The organism is Lacisediminimonas sp., assembly GCF_030645335.1.
Classification (GTDB): Bacteria; Pseudomonadota; Gammaproteobacteria; order Burkholderiales; family Burkholderiaceae_D; genus Lacisediminimonas.
In genome coordinates, this window is sequence record NZ_JAUSNH010000049.1 from 1 (window position 1) to 15,627 (window position 15,627).

At 61.0% G+C, this 15,627-nt stretch carries 14 protein-coding genes; 5 read left to right on the top strand and 9 right to left on the bottom strand.

Annotated features, from left to right (window positions below):
* The 5 genes from Q7T64_RS03905 to trmB form a co-directional block, all read left to right on the top strand.
* Positions 1 to 393, top strand: a 393-nt coding sequence (locus Q7T64_RS03905; RefSeq protein ID WP_304791488.1) for a response regulator transcription factor, incomplete at its 5' end; no start/stop codon positions are given.
* Positions 380 to 1,792 carry a sensor histidine kinase gene (locus Q7T64_RS03910; RefSeq protein WP_304791492.1) on the top strand — a complete coding sequence of 471 codons (1,413 nt, stop codon included), beginning with the start codon at positions 380 to 382 and terminating at the stop codon, positions 1,790 to 1,792. The genes Q7T64_RS03905 and Q7T64_RS03910, both read left to right, overlap by 14 nt.
* Positions 1,793 to 1,959: 167 nt before the next feature.
* Entirely contained in the window at positions 1,960 to 2,649 is a 690-nt protein-coding gene (locus Q7T64_RS03915; RefSeq protein ID WP_304791496.1) for a TerC family protein, read from the top strand.
* Positions 2,650 to 2,719: 70 nt separating this feature from the next.
* On the top strand, positions 2,720 to 3,166 hold the full coding sequence (locus tag Q7T64_RS03920) for a universal stress protein (RefSeq protein WP_304791499.1): 447 nt from the start codon (positions 2,720 to 2,722) through the stop codon (positions 3,164 to 3,166).
* A 105-nt stretch (positions 3,167 to 3,271) separates the two neighbouring features.
* Positions 3,272 to 3,973: a tRNA (guanosine(46)-N7)-methyltransferase TrmB gene (gene trmB, locus Q7T64_RS03925; RefSeq protein ID WP_304791503.1), complete on the top strand. Its 702-nt coding sequence runs from the start codon at positions 3,272 to 3,274 to the stop codon at positions 3,971 to 3,973.
* 40 nt (positions 3,974 to 4,013) lie between these two features.
* Here trmB and Q7T64_RS03930 read toward each other — a convergent pair whose 3' ends face one another.
* The 9 genes from Q7T64_RS03930 to Q7T64_RS03970 all read right to left on the bottom strand — a co-directional run.
* On the bottom strand, positions 4,014 to 6,506 hold the full coding sequence (locus Q7T64_RS03930; protein ID WP_304791506.1) for a response regulator: 2,493 nt from the start codon (positions 6,504 to 6,506) through the stop codon (positions 4,014 to 4,016).
* Positions 6,507 to 6,517: 11 nt separating this feature from the next.
* Positions 6,518 to 6,895, bottom strand: a complete 378-nt coding sequence (locus Q7T64_RS03935; RefSeq protein WP_304791509.1) for a response regulator — start codon at positions 6,893 to 6,895, stop codon at positions 6,518 to 6,520.
* Between the two features lie 3 nt (positions 6,896 to 6,898).
* Entirely contained in the window at positions 6,899 to 8,953 is a 2,055-nt protein-coding gene (locus tag Q7T64_RS03940) for a GAF domain-containing sensor histidine kinase (RefSeq protein ID WP_304791512.1), read from the bottom strand.
* Positions 8,954 to 9,037: 84 nt separating this feature from the next.
* Entirely contained in the window at positions 9,038 to 10,267 is a 1,230-nt protein-coding gene (locus Q7T64_RS03945) for an EAL domain-containing protein (protein WP_304791515.1), read from the bottom strand.
* A 254-nt stretch (positions 10,268 to 10,521) separates the two neighbouring features.
* A complete protein-coding gene (recQ, locus tag Q7T64_RS03950) occupies positions 10,522 to 12,366 on the bottom strand; it encodes a DNA helicase RecQ (protein ID WP_304791518.1) in 1,845 nt (614 codons plus the stop codon).
* Positions 12,363 to 13,193, bottom strand: coding sequence for an undecaprenyl-diphosphate phosphatase (locus Q7T64_RS03955; protein ID WP_304791521.1), 831 nt, complete (start codon positions 13,191 to 13,193; stop codon positions 12,363 to 12,365). Before Q7T64_RS03955 ends, recQ begins: the two co-directional genes overlap by 4 nt.
* Before the next feature lie 158 nt (positions 13,194 to 13,351).
* On the bottom strand, positions 13,352 to 13,780 hold the full coding sequence (locus Q7T64_RS03960; protein WP_304791525.1) for a DUF1439 domain-containing protein: 429 nt from the start codon (positions 13,778 to 13,780) through the stop codon (positions 13,352 to 13,354).
* Between the two features lie 147 nt (positions 13,781 to 13,927).
* A complete protein-coding gene (locus tag Q7T64_RS03965) occupies positions 13,928 to 14,224 on the bottom strand; it encodes a YkgJ family cysteine cluster protein (RefSeq protein ID WP_304791531.1) in 297 nt (98 codons plus the stop codon).
* A gap of 197 nt (positions 14,225 to 14,421) precedes the next feature.
* Positions 14,422 to 15,627, bottom strand: a 1,206-nt coding sequence (locus Q7T64_RS03970; RefSeq protein ID WP_304791528.1) for a hypothetical protein, incomplete at its 5' end; no start/stop codon positions are given.

A 15,627-nucleotide genomic window follows, 5' to 3' on the forward strand; every position in this document is an offset into this window, starting at 1 on the left:
GACGATTACCTGACCAAACCCTTCGACCTGCCGGAACTCGAGGCGCGTGTACGGGCGCTGATGCGGCGTGGCCATGGCAGCGGCGCCGCCGACCTGACGCACGGCCGCTTGCGGCTGGATACTGCAGGACGCCGCTTGTACCACGACGACGAACCCATCGAGCTGTCCGCCCGCGAGCTGGCGGTGTTCGAGTTGCTGCTGATGAAAGAAGCCAGGGTGGTCAGCAAGGAACAAATGATGAACAACTTGTATGGATGGGGTGATGACGTTGGTCCCAACGCCATGGAAGTCTATGTCTACCGCCTGCGCAAAAAGCTGGAGCCTTACGGTTGCCGGATCAGGACGATACGCGGCATGGGTTACCTGCTGGAGCGCAAAGATGCTGAGAAATAGGGCGACGCTGCAGCACAAACTGCTGGTGAATGTACTGGGCGCACTGTTCGTACTGTTCATCCTCGACACGGCAATCACGTCCTGGACTTCGGTGCGCTTCGCCAACCTGGCGCATGACCGGGCGCTGCATGAGATCGCGCGCGAAGTGTTCATGCACGTCAAGCTGGAAAACGGCCAGTTGAAAATGGAGTTGTCGCCGGCTTCCGAGAGGATGTTGCTGGCCGACCAGGACGACCGGCTGTACTACCGCGTGCTGGCCCACGACGGCTCACTGATCGGCGCCAACGCCGAACTGCCACCCGCAAGCGCTGGCAACGGGCGTGGCGGGCCGGTGTTTTATGATGGCGAAGTCGCTGGCGAGCCGGTGCGACTGGTCTCGGCACAAATGCAGATCGAACAAGGCAATGCGGGCACAGGCGTGACCGTGCAGACAGCCGAGACCCTGAACAAGCGCAAGCGCCTGGCGCGCGACATCCTGTCGAGCGTCGTCATTCCACAACTGTTGCTGATCATCCTGGCGACGATGGCGGTGTACTACGGCGTCGCGCGCGGTTTGCGCTCGCTGAACGCGCTCACCAGCGCGGTATCGAGCCGATCGCACCTGCACCTGAGCCCGATTGAAACCAAGGGTGTCCTGGGCGAAGTCCGCCCCCTGGTGGACGAAGTAAATTACCTGATGCAGCGCCTGAGCAAGACGCTCGATTTCCAAAACCGCTTCATCGCCGATGCCGCGCACCAGTTGAAGACACCGATTGCCGGCATCAAGACCCAGATCGAGCTGGCCTTGCGTGAAAACTCGCTGGCCGACATGCGGCACTCGGTTGCCCACTTGTCGATCAGCGCGGAACGGCTTTCGCGGCTGGTCGGCCAATTGCTGTCGCTGGCGCGCAGTGAGCCGGGTGCGGCCGACAATATCGTCTTGCAGCCGCTGGACCTGCGCGCACTGGCCCTGGATGTGACGATGGAATGGGTTCCACGGGCGCTCGATTGCAATGTCGACCTTGGCTTTGACGCCGCCGATGAGCCCGTCATGGTCGATGGCGACGCCCAACGGCTGCGCGAACTGATCAGCAACCTGGTGGACAATGCGGTGCGCTACAGCCTGGACGGCGGGCGAGTGACGGTGCGGGTATCCGCCGGCGACTTGCAGCGACTGTCGATCAGCGACGACGGCCCGAAGATACCGGTGGAAGAAAGGCAGCGCATCTTCCAGCGATTCCACCGCTTGCTCGGCACCCAGATCAGTGGCAGCGGCCTGGGATTGGCGATCGTCAGCGAAATCGCCGCGCTGCACAAGGCGCAGATTTCGCTGGAAGAGGACACGGACGGCGTCGGCAATACCTTCACCATCGCCTTCGCGCCGTCGGCCTACAGCAGCGCCAACCCGCATCCCGCTTGAAACCCCGGCGGCGGGCACCGCCTTCCGCGCGCTGTAAGCTTCACGAAAGGAAGCAGAAAGATTGATGTAAGGCAGGCGACAGGGGCGCGAAAGCGTAGCTCCCTATCATTGACACCAAGGATGCCCCGTTCGGGAGCTCCGCCCGTGCAATCGATAAGGAGTCTTGAATGTCCATGCTGTACACAACCGAATTCTGGCTGGCCCTGTCCCAGATCATCCTGATCAACATTGTGCTCAGCGGCGATAACGCCGTCGTGATTGCACTCGCCTCCCGCTCGCTGCCGCCCGCGCAGCAGAAAAAAGCAATCCTGTTCGGCAGCTTCGGCGCGATCGGCTTGCGTATCGTGCTGACATTTTTTGCGGTCTACCTGCTGTCGCTGCCATTCCTGAAACTCGCCGGCGCCGGCCTGCTGCTGTGGATCGGCATCGGCCTGCTGCGCAACGACGAAGGCGACGAGGAGATCGAGAACCACAGCAACCTCGCGGCGGCCATCAAGACCATCATCATCGCCGACCTGGTGATGAGCCTGGACAACGTGATCGGCGTAGCCGCCGCCGCCAAGGGCAATACCGTGTTGCTGGTGGTCGGTCTTGCCATCAGCATTCCGCTGATCATCTACGGCAGCACGCTGATCCTGAAGCTGATGGCGCGCTTCCCGGTCATCATCACCATCGGCGCAGCCCTGCTCGGCTGGGTCGCCGGCGAAATGGCCTTCTCCGATCCGGCCATCAAGATCTGGGCCGACAGCCATCAAAACATGCATCTGATCCCTCCTGTGCTTGGCGCAATGCTGGTGGTCGCGGTCGGTAAGTGGCTTGCAAGCCGCAGCACCCCGCAACCGGCCGGACTTGCCTGAGACTTGCCGTTGCCATGACAGATCAACGGCTGGCATCGCGTCCAGCCGCGCAAACGCGAAGGGAGAGACGATGACGCTACGGCAAGTTTTAATACCGGTCAGCATCCACAGCAACAGGACCCATCTGCAAGGCGCGCTGGCCGAAGCCATTGTCATCTCGCGCACGGAGCCGCATACCCGGATCCACCTGCTGTCGATACAGCCACCGGTATCCCTGCATGTTGCCGACTACTTCAAGCCTGGCGAACTGTGGCAAGTCCAGCTTGAAGGATCACGCCAGGACCTGGCTGCGCCAAGGGAATTGCTCGATGCCGCGGCCGTGAGTTACAAGACGCACACCCTGGTCGGCCGCTCGGCCGACGTGATCGTGCAATTCGCGCAAGAGTATCGATGCGACCGGATCCTGATGGGCCAGGCTGGCCGCAGCGGCGTGCAGGAGAAACTGTTCGGCACGCTGGCAAGCCAGGTACGGCAGATGCTGGGTGTGGCAGGCAACTGCCAGGTGATCGGCACCTGAGCCCTGGGCGGGCCGCTTCAAGGACGCCGCCGCTGTGACATAATGCCGCTCCAATGCCACTGGCGGTATTGGAGCGACAGTTCGCATTTTGTCCAGAAACACCGCATGTCCGACTCCGGCAAACCCATGTTTTACGACCCCACTGAACATCGCATCCGCAGCTTCGTCACGCGCGCGGGCCGGCTCTCGATCGCCCAGGCGCGGGCAATAGAAACCCTCGGCCCACAGTATTGCGTGCCCTACCAGAAGCAGTTGCTCGACCTGGACCAGGCCTTCGGCCGACATGCGCCCACTGTGCTGGAGATCGGGTTTGGCATGGGCGTCACGACAGCAGCGATCGCCGCTGCCATGCCCGACAAGAACTTCATCGGGGTCGAGGTGCACACGCCGGGCGTGGGCAGTATGCTCAAGCTGATCGGCGAACAGGAACTGGGCAACCTGCGCATCATCCAGCACGACGCGGTGGAAGTGATGACGCACATGATTGCGCCAGGCTCGCTGGCCGGGGTGCATGTTTTTTTCCCGGACCCCTGGCACAAGGCGCGCCACAACAAGCGGCGCCTGATCCAGGGGCCCTTTGTTGCGCTGCTGGCGTCACGGCTGGCGCCTGGCGGCATCCTGCACTGCGCAACCGATTGGGAAGAATACGCGCAGCAAATGCTGGAAGTGCTGACTGCGGAACCGGCGCTGGAAAACACGGCGGCACACTATGCGCCGCGGCCTGATTATCGGCCGGTGACCAAGTTCGAGAACCGTGGCCTGAAACTGGGGCACGGCGTATGGGATCTGGTTTTTCGACGGCGCTGAGCCATCCAGGATCCGACTGCCGGGCTTGCGGAATCATCGCTCAGCCCGCAGGCGGGCCGGGCGCATCCAGTACGTCGCGCAACTTCCGGGCGAGGTCGGCACGGGAATAGGGCTTGGTCAGCAGGTGCGCGCCGGGGTCCAGCCGCCCCTGGTGAATGATTGCATTTTCGGTATAGCCCGAGGCGTAAAGCACCCTGAGGTCCGGGCGCAGCCTTGCGGCGGCATTGACCATCTGCGGACCGCTCATGCCGGGCATGATGACGTCGGTGAACAGCAGGTCTATGTTGGCCTGGCTATGCAGGATTTCGATCGCCTGCACGCTCGATGGAGCAACCATTACCTGATAGCCCAAGGATTCCAGCTGCTCCTGCGCATAGGTGCGCACCAGCTCGTTGTCCTCCACCAGCAGGATCGACTCCGATCCACCGGCCATCTGCAGATTGTCCTCCACGCTGCGCTCCTCCTCGGGCTTGTCGCGCGAATAGGGCAGGTATAGCTCGACCCTGGTGCCTGCGCCCGGCTCGGAAAATATCTCGATGTGGCCGCCGGACTGCTTGACGAATCCGTACACCATGGCCAGCCCGAGCCCGGTGCCTTTGCCCGGCTGCTTGGTTGTAAAGAAGGGCTCGAACACACGCTCCAGATGCTCGGGCAAGATCCCCGCGCCGGTATCGGACACGGCCAGCATCACGTACTGGCCGGGATGCATGTCGGCGTGTTGTTCTGCGTAGGGCTGGTCAAAGCGCCGGTTCGCGGTTTCAATCAGCAATCTGCCGCCGTCAGGCATGGCGTCGCGGGCATTGATGCACAGGTTCAACAATGCGCCTTCCAGTTGCGCCGGATCGACCAGCGCCGACCAGAGTCCTTCGCTGCGTTCGAACCCGATCTCAATATGCTGGCCCAGCGAACGACCCAGCAGCGGGTCCATGCTCGCCACCAGGCGATTCACGTCAATCACCCTCGGATGAAGCGGCTGCTTGCGCGCGAACGCCAGCAGCCGCTGGGTCAGGTCAGCACCGCGCTGGGCGGCGCTGACCACCATGCCAGCCCATGCGGACAAGCGCGGATGCGCTGCCAGTCGTTCGTGCAGCAGTTGCGCGTTACCGAGGATCACTGTCAGCAGATTATTGAAATCATGGGCGATGCCCCCGGTCAGCTGGCCCACCGACTCCAGCCGCTGCGCCCATTGCAGTTGCTCTTCAAGAGCGCGGCGATCGCTGATGTCCTGGCAAGTGCCAATCGCGCGCTGCGGCGTGCCGAAGTCATTGGTTACGATCCGCCATCGCTCCTCGACCGTCTTTATGCGGCCGTCGGGCATCACAATCCGGTGCTCCACCAGATTGGTGGACCCGGTGTGCAGGGAATTGGTGAACGCCGCCTCCACCCTGGATCTATCTTCCGGGTGAACGCGTTCAACAAAGTTCTCGTGGATCAGCGCGGTGCCTACCGGAATCTCGAATATGCTGTATGTCTGCGCCGACCAGACCAGCGAAAGCATCGTCATGTCGGTCTCCCAGCTGCCGACCTTGGCGACCGACTGCGCCATTTCAAGCCGCGCCCTCTCGGTCTCCAGTTGCTCCGCCAGACCGCGTTGCTCGCGCTCGTTGCGCAGCGCTAATTCCTCTGCCTGCTTCAGGCCATCGATCTCGGTGCTGGTGCCGAACCATTTGACGATGCTGCCATCCGCATCCTGCAGCGGTAGCGCTCGTCCCAGCATCCAGTGATAACTGCCATCCGCCCAACGCAGCCGGAACTCGTTCTCGCAGCCCTGGCCGCTGTTGAATGCATCCACCAGATGCTGCAGCGTCATGCCGCGGTCGTCAGGATGCACAGCCTCGAGCCAGCCCTGGCCGGCACTTTGCGCCAGGGACAAGCCGGTATAGTCGAACCATCGCTGATTGAAACGGGTCAGTTCGCCATCCGGATTAGCCAGCCAGACTATGTGCGGAATCGTTTCGGTCAGGAGACGCAGCTCGGCCTCTCTGCTTTTCAGCGCCGTCGTCATCTTTTCGCGCTCGGCAATGTCTTTCTGCAGCGCTCGATTGGCATCCTCCAACTGCAATGCCTTTTCCTCAAGCTTTCGGATCAGCGTTTCGCTATAGGCCTTGAGAACTTCCTTTTCGTCCCCGCCGCGGCGCCCAGATACGGTCGGCGCGGCAGCGCCTACGCGGGCGCCTGCTTCGCGGATGCGCGCAATGAATACATCCGGCTCGGCAGGCTTGAGGATGAACGAATCGGCGCCAAGATCGAGCGCGAGCTGTTCGTCCTGCGCTTCGGTATAGGTCGCCGTGTAGACGACGAACGGAATAGGCTTCAGGCGCGGATCGGCCTTCCAGTGACGCAGCAGCGTGTAGCCATCCATGATCGGCATCAGCAGGTCGGATACCACCATGTCTGGCGGCGCCATTCGCGCCTTTACCAATGCTTCCGCGCCGTGCCTGGCGGTGTCCACCGCATAGCCGTGACCGCCAAGCAGCACTTGCAGGAAGTAAAGGTTCTCTTCCTTGTCATCGACGATCAGAACACGGTTCATGGCATTCCTCTTTACAAGCCTGGAGCTGGCCCGTATCGCTCGATCTCGGACACGAAGGTGTCCGGGTTGATGGGCTTTTCTATGTAGCCATTGCAACCTGCGTTCAGGCATTTTTCGCGATCGCCCGCCATCGCATAGGACGTGACGGCAATGATGGGCGTTGCACGCAACTCTTCGATGTTGCGCAGCAAACGCGCCACCTGATAGCCGTCCAAGGTCGGCAACTGGATGTCCAGCAGCACGATGTCCGGAACACATGAACGTGCGATGTCAATCCCGCGCGCGCCATCCTCGGCTGCGATCACATGGTAACCATGACGCTCCAGCAGATAGGTCGCCAGGTAGCGATTCTGTTCATTGTCCTCGATGAGCAGGATGGTTCGTCTCATGGTTCAGTGCGGGTGAAGTGGAATGGTAACGGTGAACTCACTGCCGACGGACCACGCGCTGCTGGCCGTCACCTCACCCCCCATCAGGACAGCCAGCCGCCGGCATATGGCCAGTCCCAGTCCGGTACCCTCGTGCTGCCGCGCCAGCCCGCTGTCGAGCTGCAGGAAGGGCTGGAACAAGTAATCGAGCTGGTCCGGCCTGATGCCGATGCCGGTGTCGGCAATTTTCAGGCGTACCGCCATGGCAGGCGACGCGGCCGGGTTCGCACGGAAGTCGCTGAGCGTAGCGACGCTCAGCCGAACCTGGCCGCGATCGGTAAACTTGATGGCGTTGCTCAGCAAGTTGAGCAGGATCTGCTCCACCCGCCGGCGATCCCCGACCATGCCGGGCATGGCTGGCAGTGGATCCACGACCAACGCCAATCCTTTTTTCTCGGCCAGCGGCCGAATCGAATCGACCACGCTGTAAATCGATTCGGACAAGACGAGCGGGGCGCGGCGCATTTCCAGCTGGCCGGCCTCGATTTTCGACAAATCGAGCACGTCATTGATCAGCTCCAGCAAATGCCGGGCGCTATTGCGCACCATGCCAAGCTGCTTTGCCTGTTCCGGATTCAGCGGACCAGGCAGTTCCTGCAAGACAACGCCGGTGAATCCGATGATCGAATTGAGCGGTGTGCGCAGCTCATGCGACATGGTGGCCAGGAAGGCCGACTTCAGGCGGTCGGCCGCCTCGGCGCGAACGACTGCGTCCTGCAACTGCGCGGTGCGCTCGTCAATCCTGTGCTCCAGGGTCTCGTTGAGCTCGCGCAAGGCCTGCTCGGCGAGCTGGCGCTTGCTGATGTTGATGCCGACCCCGACCAGGCAGCGCATGCCGCCGAACATGAGCCGCCTGCCAGTAAGGAAATAGGGGGTCGCGACACCGTCCTTGGCCAGGAAGAGCGCCTCGACGGAAGCTTCGCCCGCTTCAAAAACCTGGGCGATACGCTCGGCCAGCGTCGCCTGGTCGGCGCCCGAAAAAAATTGCAGCGGATGCATGGTTGCGATCTCCTCGCCGCTGTATCCGGAGACCGTCTCGAAATTTTTATTCCAGCGCAGGAAACGCCCTTCTTCATTATAGAAATAAACGATGCCCGGCATGCTGTCGATCATTGCCTGGGAAAACGCCTGCTCCTTTTGCACCACAGCCTCGGCTTGCAGGCGTTCCTCCTCCAGCAAGAAATTGTCGAGCGCAAACGACACATCCAGCGCTGCCTCGGTCAGCAAACCGACTTCCCGTTCTTCGAAAAAGCCGTTCTCGTTTGCATGCACGGTCAGAACGCCGCACACATTGCCCTTCTGGCGGATCGGAAAGGCGGCGGATGAACGCCAGCCATGCCGCCTGGCTTCCTGCAACCACGGCGCCATTACCGGATCGTCGGCAATTTCACTGGCGACATGAGGACTGCCTTCGCGAAACGCCATGCCGGCAGGCCCAAGCCCGCGGTGCACGTGGTCGGTCGGTATCACGAGCTTGCCGACGATATTGTCGGCGGCGCCCCACCAGGCGACCGGCGCCAGCGTCCGGCTCCGGACATCTTCCCAGCCTATCCACGCCATGCCGAATCCGCCGTGTTCGCAGAGAACCTGGCACACCTTGCGCAACAGTTCGTCACGCGTCGACGACCAGACGATGGCCTGGTTGATCTGGCTGAGCATGGCGTACAAACGATTGAAGCGCTCGATGGACTTTTTTTGCTCATTGAGCCTGACATAACCGGCTTCTATGGCGCCAAAGGCCCTGAGCATCACCAGCCACAGCAATACCGAGGTCAGCGCGACGAATGCAACGCCCTTGTACACACTCCAACGCATCAATTGCGCCGTATCCGGAACCAAGGCCGCCAATGCGCCATCAGAAAAATAAATCCAAAGCGTCGCGAATACGGCGTAACCGGCGGCAATCCGCCATGCGCGCGAACGCAGCGGCGACGGCCGCTTTCTGCCGCCGGCGATAAAGTTCGGGGTAGCCGGCATGGCGGCTTCGGTATCGCGATCGCGGGTGTCGGCAGCACTCAAGATATTGACTCCGATATCATCTACGCCATTGCTGCCAATATCCGCCAAGACGAGATTTTGTCATTCCAGTGGGTCCGGGCAGCGTCATCCAGCCGGCTTCGTGCTTGTCTTGGGCAATAGGTCGATAGTCGTTTCCGGATGCGCGCCATGTCCAGCCAGCCAGGCGATTGCTGCCGCGCCATCCATCGGCTTGGCGAAATAGTAGCCTTGCCCCAGCTCGCACCGCAATTCGCGCAACAGCTGCAGGGCCTCAAGGGTTTCGACGCCTTCCGCCACGGTGGTCAGGCCTAGGGTATGGCCAAGGTTGACGATCGAGTCGACGATTTTCCTCGACTCGATCGACTCGGTCATCGACAGCACGAAGGATTTGTCGATCTTGATTTCAGAAAACGGCAAATGGACCAGTTGTTGCATGGAGGAGTAACCGCTGCCGAAGTCGTCGATCGACAGGTTGAACCCCTTGATGCGCAACCGGGTCAGGATGTCGAATGCAGCAGCCCGATCAGTTATCGCACTGGTCTCGGTCAATTCGAGATTGATGCGCGACGGCGCGACGCCTAGCCGGGTGCAACTGCGCAGGAGCTGGTCGGCCAGATGCAGGTCTGTCAGGTTTCTCTGCGACAGGTTAATGGCCAGCGACAACGGCGGCTGCCGCTCGATGGCGGAGAACCAGCTCAGCGCCAAGTCGAAAATCCGGTACGTAATGGGCAAGATCTGGCCGGTCTCTTCGGCCAGCGGTATGAAGGAGTCCGGAAATACCATTCCATAGCGGGGATGCTGCCATCGTACCAATGCTTCGAACCCGGTTGGATCGCCGTCGGACAGCCTGACCTTGGGCTGGTAATGCACGACGAACTGGTCGCCTAGCAGCGCGTCGTCGAGGTCGCTTTCGGATATCGACGGATGGGGGAACGAGTTCACTGTCGTGGGAATCGGCAGCTTGGCGCCTTCGCCAAGCAAGGCGCGCAATGCGTCCGGCCCGAACGGTTTTGGCAGGATGCCAGCGATCGGCAAGCCACGCTCGGCCGCCGAGCGCTGGACCGTTTCCAGCACCTTGGTTCCGATGCCGCTGGTGACGATGATCGTCGCCCGCCAACTCCGTTCTGCGAGCAGCCGGAGCACCTCCACGCCGTCCATGGCGGGCATGACAAGATCGAGTGCAATATGAGTGGGCCACTCTTTCTCGACCCATCCGAAGAACGCATCGGGCTCGCTGCATATCTGGAAGTCGAACCCGAGGTCTTCCGCGATCGATGCGATGGTCTGGGCAACGGCGGCATCGTCGTCGAGAATCAGCAATCTGCCCTGACTCATTTCAGGCTCCCGTTAGCCGGACAAGTCTGAGACAGGCCCTCCAAAAGCGGCCAGCAATATCCCGTGCATGCCGCGGGTAATTGAGGCGCTGGTGGTACTGACCGTGCGGACTTCCCGACATGCCATGCGCGCGAATTCATTTGACCTTCCCTGTACGACCAATTGCAGGCAAGCAACTAGTTATTTATAGCACGGTTCCAGCGGATGGGAAGGAATGCCACAACGAGGCCAGGGGTTTCGCCGCAACGTCACGGTCAATCCGCCATCTGCTGCGCATCCGCGACCAGCCTGAGGATTTCCGCACCGTAGGTTTCCAGCTTTTTTTCGCCGACCCCCGCTACCTCGCGCAAGTCCGCCAGCGAGCTCGGCTGCAGGCGCACGATTTCGCGCAGCGTGGCGTCGTGGAAGATCACATAGGGCGGCACGCTCAGGGCCCGCGCGCGTTCCGTGCGCCATTGACGCAACAGCACAAGCATCGATTGCTGGCCGCTGCCAAGGTCGACCTCCTCCTTTGCCCGCTTGGTCGAAACCCGCTTTTGCTTGACCGGCTTCTCGTAGCGCCGCAAGGACACCGGCTGCTGACCGCGCAGCACCGGCTTGGCAATATCGGTCAGCTTGAGCGTCGAGAAGGCGTCGTAATCGACTGCGACCAATCCCATTGCCACCACTTGCCGCAAGATCGCCCGCCACTCCGCCTCGCTGCGGTCCGCACCGACGCCGAAAGTGGACAATTGCTCATGCCGCCACTGCTTGACCTTTTCCGTCACATGGCCGCGCAGCACATCGAGCACATGGCCAGCGCCAAAACGCTGGTCGACCCGATAGATGGTCGACAACAGCTTTTGCACGTCGACCGTGGCTTCATACGACACCGGCGGCACCTGGCAATTGTCGCAATTGCCACAGGGGCTGCTGGCCTCGCCGAAATATTGCAGCATCTGCACGCGCCGGCAATTGGCGGTTTCGCACAAGCCGAGCATGGCGTCGAGCTTGGCGCCCTGGATGCGCTTGTAATTGGCGTCGGCTTCCGACTCCTCGATCATGCGGCGCTGCTGCACCACGTCCTGCAAGCCGTAGGCCATCCAGGCTTCGGACGGCTCGCCGTCGCGTCCGGCCCGTCCGGTTTCCTGATAATAGCCTTCCAGGCTCTTGGGCAAATCAAGATGGGCGACAAAGCGCACATCGGGCTTGTCGATGCCCATGCCGAATGCAATCGTCGCTCCCATCACGATGCCGTCTTCGCGCAGGAAGCGCGACTGCGCCTTCGCGCGCTCCGGCGCGGCCATGCCCGCATGGTAAGCCAGCGCCCGCACCCCGCTTTCATTGAGGAAGGCAGCCGTCTCATCGACCTTGCGGCGCGACAGGCAATACACGATGCCGGCATTACCCTCTTGCTCAGCACGAATGAAGTCGAGCAATTGCTTGCGGGCGTTGGCTTTTTCGACAATCCGGTAGCGGATATTGGGGCGGTCGAAGGAAGACACGAACTGACGGGCGCTCTCGAGCTGCAGCCGCATCGCGATCTCGCGCCGCGTCGCGTGGTCGGCGGTGGCGGTCAGGGCAATGCGCGGCACCTGCGGAAACTGCTCATGCAGCACCGACAGCCGGATATATTCCGGGCGGAAGTCATGCCCCCACTGCGACACGCAGTGCGCCTCGTCGATGGCGAACAGCGCCAGCCGCGTCTGCCCCAGCAGTTCCAGGCAGCGTGGCGTCACCAGTCTTTCCGGTGCGATGTACAGCAGGTCGAGCTCGCCACGCTTCACGCGGCGCTCGATATCCACCGTCTCATCCCAGGTCTGGGTCGAATTCAGGAAGGCGGCGCGCACGCCGAGTTCAGCCAGCGCGTCGACCTGGTCCTGCATCAGCGCGATCAGCGGCGAAATGACGACGCCGACGCCCTCACGCACCAGCGACGGAATCTGATAACAGAGCGACTTGCCGGCGCCGGTGGGCATCAGCACCAGTGCATCGCCACCGCCGGCAACGAGCTCGATGACTTCAGCCTGCTGCCCGCGAAACGCCGGGTAACCGAAAACCGTCTGCAATACCTGCAGCGCGCGCGCGGATACTGATTCTGATGCGGATCCGTCGCTCATTCCGACCAGACTACCAATCCGCTCCAGGACGTCAGAAGCACCAGGATGCCGAACGCGATCCGGTACCACGCAAACACACTGAAGTCATGGGTGCTGATGTAGCGCAGCAGCCAGCGCACGCAAACGAATGCGGACACGAAGGCCGCTACCGTTCCGACGCCGAACACCGGCAAGTCGGCCACGGACAGCAGGGCGCGGTCCTTCCACAAGGAGTACACGGTCGCACCCAGCAAGGTCGGTATCGCAAGGAAGAAAGAGAATTCGGTGGCTGCCCGGCGCGAAAGGCCGAACAACAGGCCGCCGATGATGGTGGCGCCGGAGCGGCTGGTGCCGGGTATCAGCGCAAACGCCTGGGCCAGCCCGATTTTCAGCGCATCCAGCGGCGTCATGTCATCTACCGATTCGACCCGCACCTGCGGGCTGTCGCGGTGCCGACGCTCGGCCCAGAGGATCACGAAACCGCCGATGATGAAAGCCAGCGCAACTGGCACCGGCGCGAACAATGCCTTTTTGATCAGCCCGCCAAAAATAAGCCCCAGGATTGCGGCGGGCAGGAAAGCAATCAACAGGTTCAGGATGAAGCGCCGTGCCCCGGCGTCGGTGAACATGCCGGTGGCTACCGAGGCGATGCGTGCGCGGTACTCCCAGACCACGGCCAGCATGGCGCCGGCCTGGATCACAATTTCGAATACCTTGACCTTGTCGCCGGTAAAGTCGAGCAGGCTGCCGGCCAGGATCAGGTGCCCGGTGGAGGAAATCGGCAGGAACTCGGTGAGTCCTTCGACCACGCCCATGATGAGCGCCTTGATTGCAATGACTGGATCCATGGGCAAATTAAAAATTCAACAAAAAACCCGCCAACAAGCTGCGCGGGTCGTACGGTATCAGCAGGGAATGAGTGCGTGCGGTGCAGGACCTGCCGCGCATTGCTCCGGCAGGGGCCGGCGGGTGCTGGCTGGCACTGCGATCCAGCGTGTCATAGCCCTTAGCGAACCGGCTCAAAGGTTATCACGAGACCATTTGGCGCGGTGTTGATATTCGTTGCCTGCATGCGAGTGCCGAGCACCAGGTATTCCGCAGGGCCGAATATGTACAGCGGCAGGTCCGCAATAAACTGTTCGGCAAGCGCACCGCCAAGCCTGCCAATCTGGTTTGTCAACACCGAAGGCAGGCCATTGATAGTCAGCTTGTCTACGCGAACCTGGCTCAGCACCAGCGACTGGCGGGCCTGGTCCAGGCGTGGCACGCCCGACAGCGAGAAGCTCCCGTCCCAGGCGTTTTGCGACTTCAGCGGCTTGATCGCGGCATCGAGTGTCATGGCAAGTCGCTCGCCTTGTACGCTCAGGCGCGGATGATCGAGAAGGACATCGAACAGTTCGAGGTAACGCTGGTTGATCGGCAGCCGCTGCGCCAATTTTTCCTGCAACTGAGCCAGCGGTAATTCAACCGACCGCGGGCCAATCAAGGTGCTGCATGCACTCAGTAGCAAGGTCAAAAAAGCGACGAGGATCCGCAGTGTCAATTTCATCATGGCCCGATCAATGCAAAAGGGATCGGCCAGTCAAGTGCTTGGCCGGGTAGCGAATTCAAGGTTTTGTAGAAATATAATGGCCTGTTGGCGGTTTGCGCCGCACATTTGCGGCTCGGGTCGCAGGTTGCCGCACACTGCCGGCCGTTGCGGCTGGCCAAAAATACGGCACCGGTCCCTATCGTCAAGCTGGATACAGCGCATGCCCGCCGGCTTCCCGTCCGGCATGCCCGGGATAGGCGATGAAATCGATGGCGCGATACAGCACGCCCCACAGTCGGACCGGCATTCGTTGATTACGTCATCTGGTGCGACTTGTCTTATGTGCATGTTGAGCGGGCTGTTGCGGACGGTACTCGACGGCATTGGGCCACATTGTGGCCCAATGCCGTGAACACCGTACAGCAAACCCGCGAAACGCCGTGACCGCGGTTGACAGGCGGGTGCGCCGCCGGCACTTGCCAATCGCGCACCCGGTCATGCGCTATACCGACCCATGAACGGGACGGCAAGCGCGAGAGGAATGGCTAGTCCCCCTTGGTATCAGGCTTGGCCGAAGCTTTGCTCGACACCGACTTTTTCTGCTCGACCATGGAAGCCATCATATTTGCATGCAGATCGAGGATGTCATCATTCGGCACTACCTTTTCCTTGTTCAAGGCAGCAATGTAGTTACCCAGTGTGTCGACACAGAACCGGATCAGCGCGCCCTTGGTGAGGCCCGCGGATTCCTGGTGTTCCTTCAAGCCGGTGAGCAAGGTCTTGGCGAGGAATGGATCCTCGATATTGTTGAGGCCCCATTGATCAATGAACCGCCGCACCAGGTTCTGGCGCTTGGTTTCATGAACCACACTCCGGGTGTTGAAGTTGGCCTTCTTTGCGTCGCCCTTAGCTCTTGGAGAGACCAGCGCTTCCGTGCTTGTCGAGCCCGAGGAAGGGGCCGACTCTTTCTCCCGTAATTTTTCCGCCTTGCGCGCCTTCTTCGGGTGCTGTTGGTTCCATTCTTCAAGGTCCTGTTGCACACTCCTGGCCAAGCGGTCCGCAACGCCTTTTTCATTGCGCAGCACCTTCCACTCCGACTGCATTGAGATCATCTGCATTTTTGATGCTTTCTGAATTGCCAACCGCTCGTCCGTGCTGCACTTCATTATTTTGTCAATGACCGGATGGGTCAGTAACAATGTGGCAAGGCCCATGTCAATCAATGAGAAGATCTGGTGCTCAGGCGGGTGTCGCAGCTTGAGAAACTGGTTTAGTCCACGCACGCCAATGAAGGCAGACAAACTGCTCTTTCTCGTCTCGAGCAACTCACTCTCAAAAAAGTCGAGTTGTTCCTGGATCTTCGCTTGTTCCGCGGACGATATCTGGAACGCGAGCTTCAGGCGCAGCTTTTCGCAATCGCGTGGGGGAAGCTGCTTGTCATGGATCGCTTGTAGTTCACTGCGCTTTTCAGCCGAAAGATTTTTCCCGAGCTTCACCTCCAGCTTTGCCCGTTCCTTGTCCGACAGTTGCGCATCCAACGTTGCTTGAATTCGCACCCGCTCGGAATCCGGCACCTGCATGGCCAATTTCGCTCGCAAGTTTTGCCTGGTCTTGTCGCCCCAGTTCTTGACCTCATTATCTAGGCACAACAAAAACTGCAAGGTGGGCGCAGGAAGGATGGAGCCGAGCAAGTCCGGCGTTCCGTCCAGTGCCTTCGTCAGCGGGGAAAGCAGCCGGTCGATCTCTTTCTG

What these genes read in the sequence shown, in the direction of transcription:
- Q7T64_RS03910 (WP_304791492.1), top strand. Translation starts at nt 380, where the DNA reads ATGCTGAGAAATAGGGCGACGCTGCAGCACAAACTGCTGGTGAATGTA.
- Q7T64_RS03915 (WP_304791496.1), top strand. Translation starts at nt 1,960, where the DNA reads ATGTCCATGCTGTACACAACCGAATTCTGGCTGGCCCTGTCCCAGATC.
- Q7T64_RS03920 (WP_304791499.1), top strand. Translation starts at nt 2,720, where the DNA reads ATGACGCTACGGCAAGTTTTAATACCGGTCAGCATCCACAGCAACAGG.
- trmB (WP_304791503.1), top strand. Translation starts at nt 3,272, where the DNA reads ATGTCCGACTCCGGCAAACCCATGTTTTACGACCCCACTGAACATCGC.
- Q7T64_RS03930 (WP_304791506.1), bottom strand. Translation starts at nt 6,506, where the DNA reads ATGAACCGTGTTCTGATCGTCGATGACAAGGAAGAGAACCTTTACTTC.
- Q7T64_RS03935 (WP_304791509.1), bottom strand. Translation starts at nt 6,895, where the DNA reads ATGAGACGAACCATCCTGCTCATCGAGGACAATGAACAGAATCGCTAC.
- Q7T64_RS03945 (WP_304791515.1), bottom strand. Translation starts at nt 10,267, where the DNA reads ATGAGTCAGGGCAGATTGCTGATTCTCGACGACGATGCCGCCGTTGCC.
- recQ (WP_304791518.1), bottom strand. Translation starts at nt 12,366, where the DNA reads ATGAGCGACGGATCCGCATCAGAATCAGTATCCGCGCGCGCGCTGCAG.
- Q7T64_RS03955 (WP_304791521.1), bottom strand. Translation starts at nt 13,193, where the DNA reads ATGGATCCAGTCATTGCAATCAAGGCGCTCATCATGGGCGTGGTCGAA.
- Q7T64_RS03965 (WP_304791531.1), bottom strand. Translation starts at nt 14,224, where the DNA reads ATGCACATAAGACAAGTCGCACCAGATGACGTAATCAACGAATGCCGG.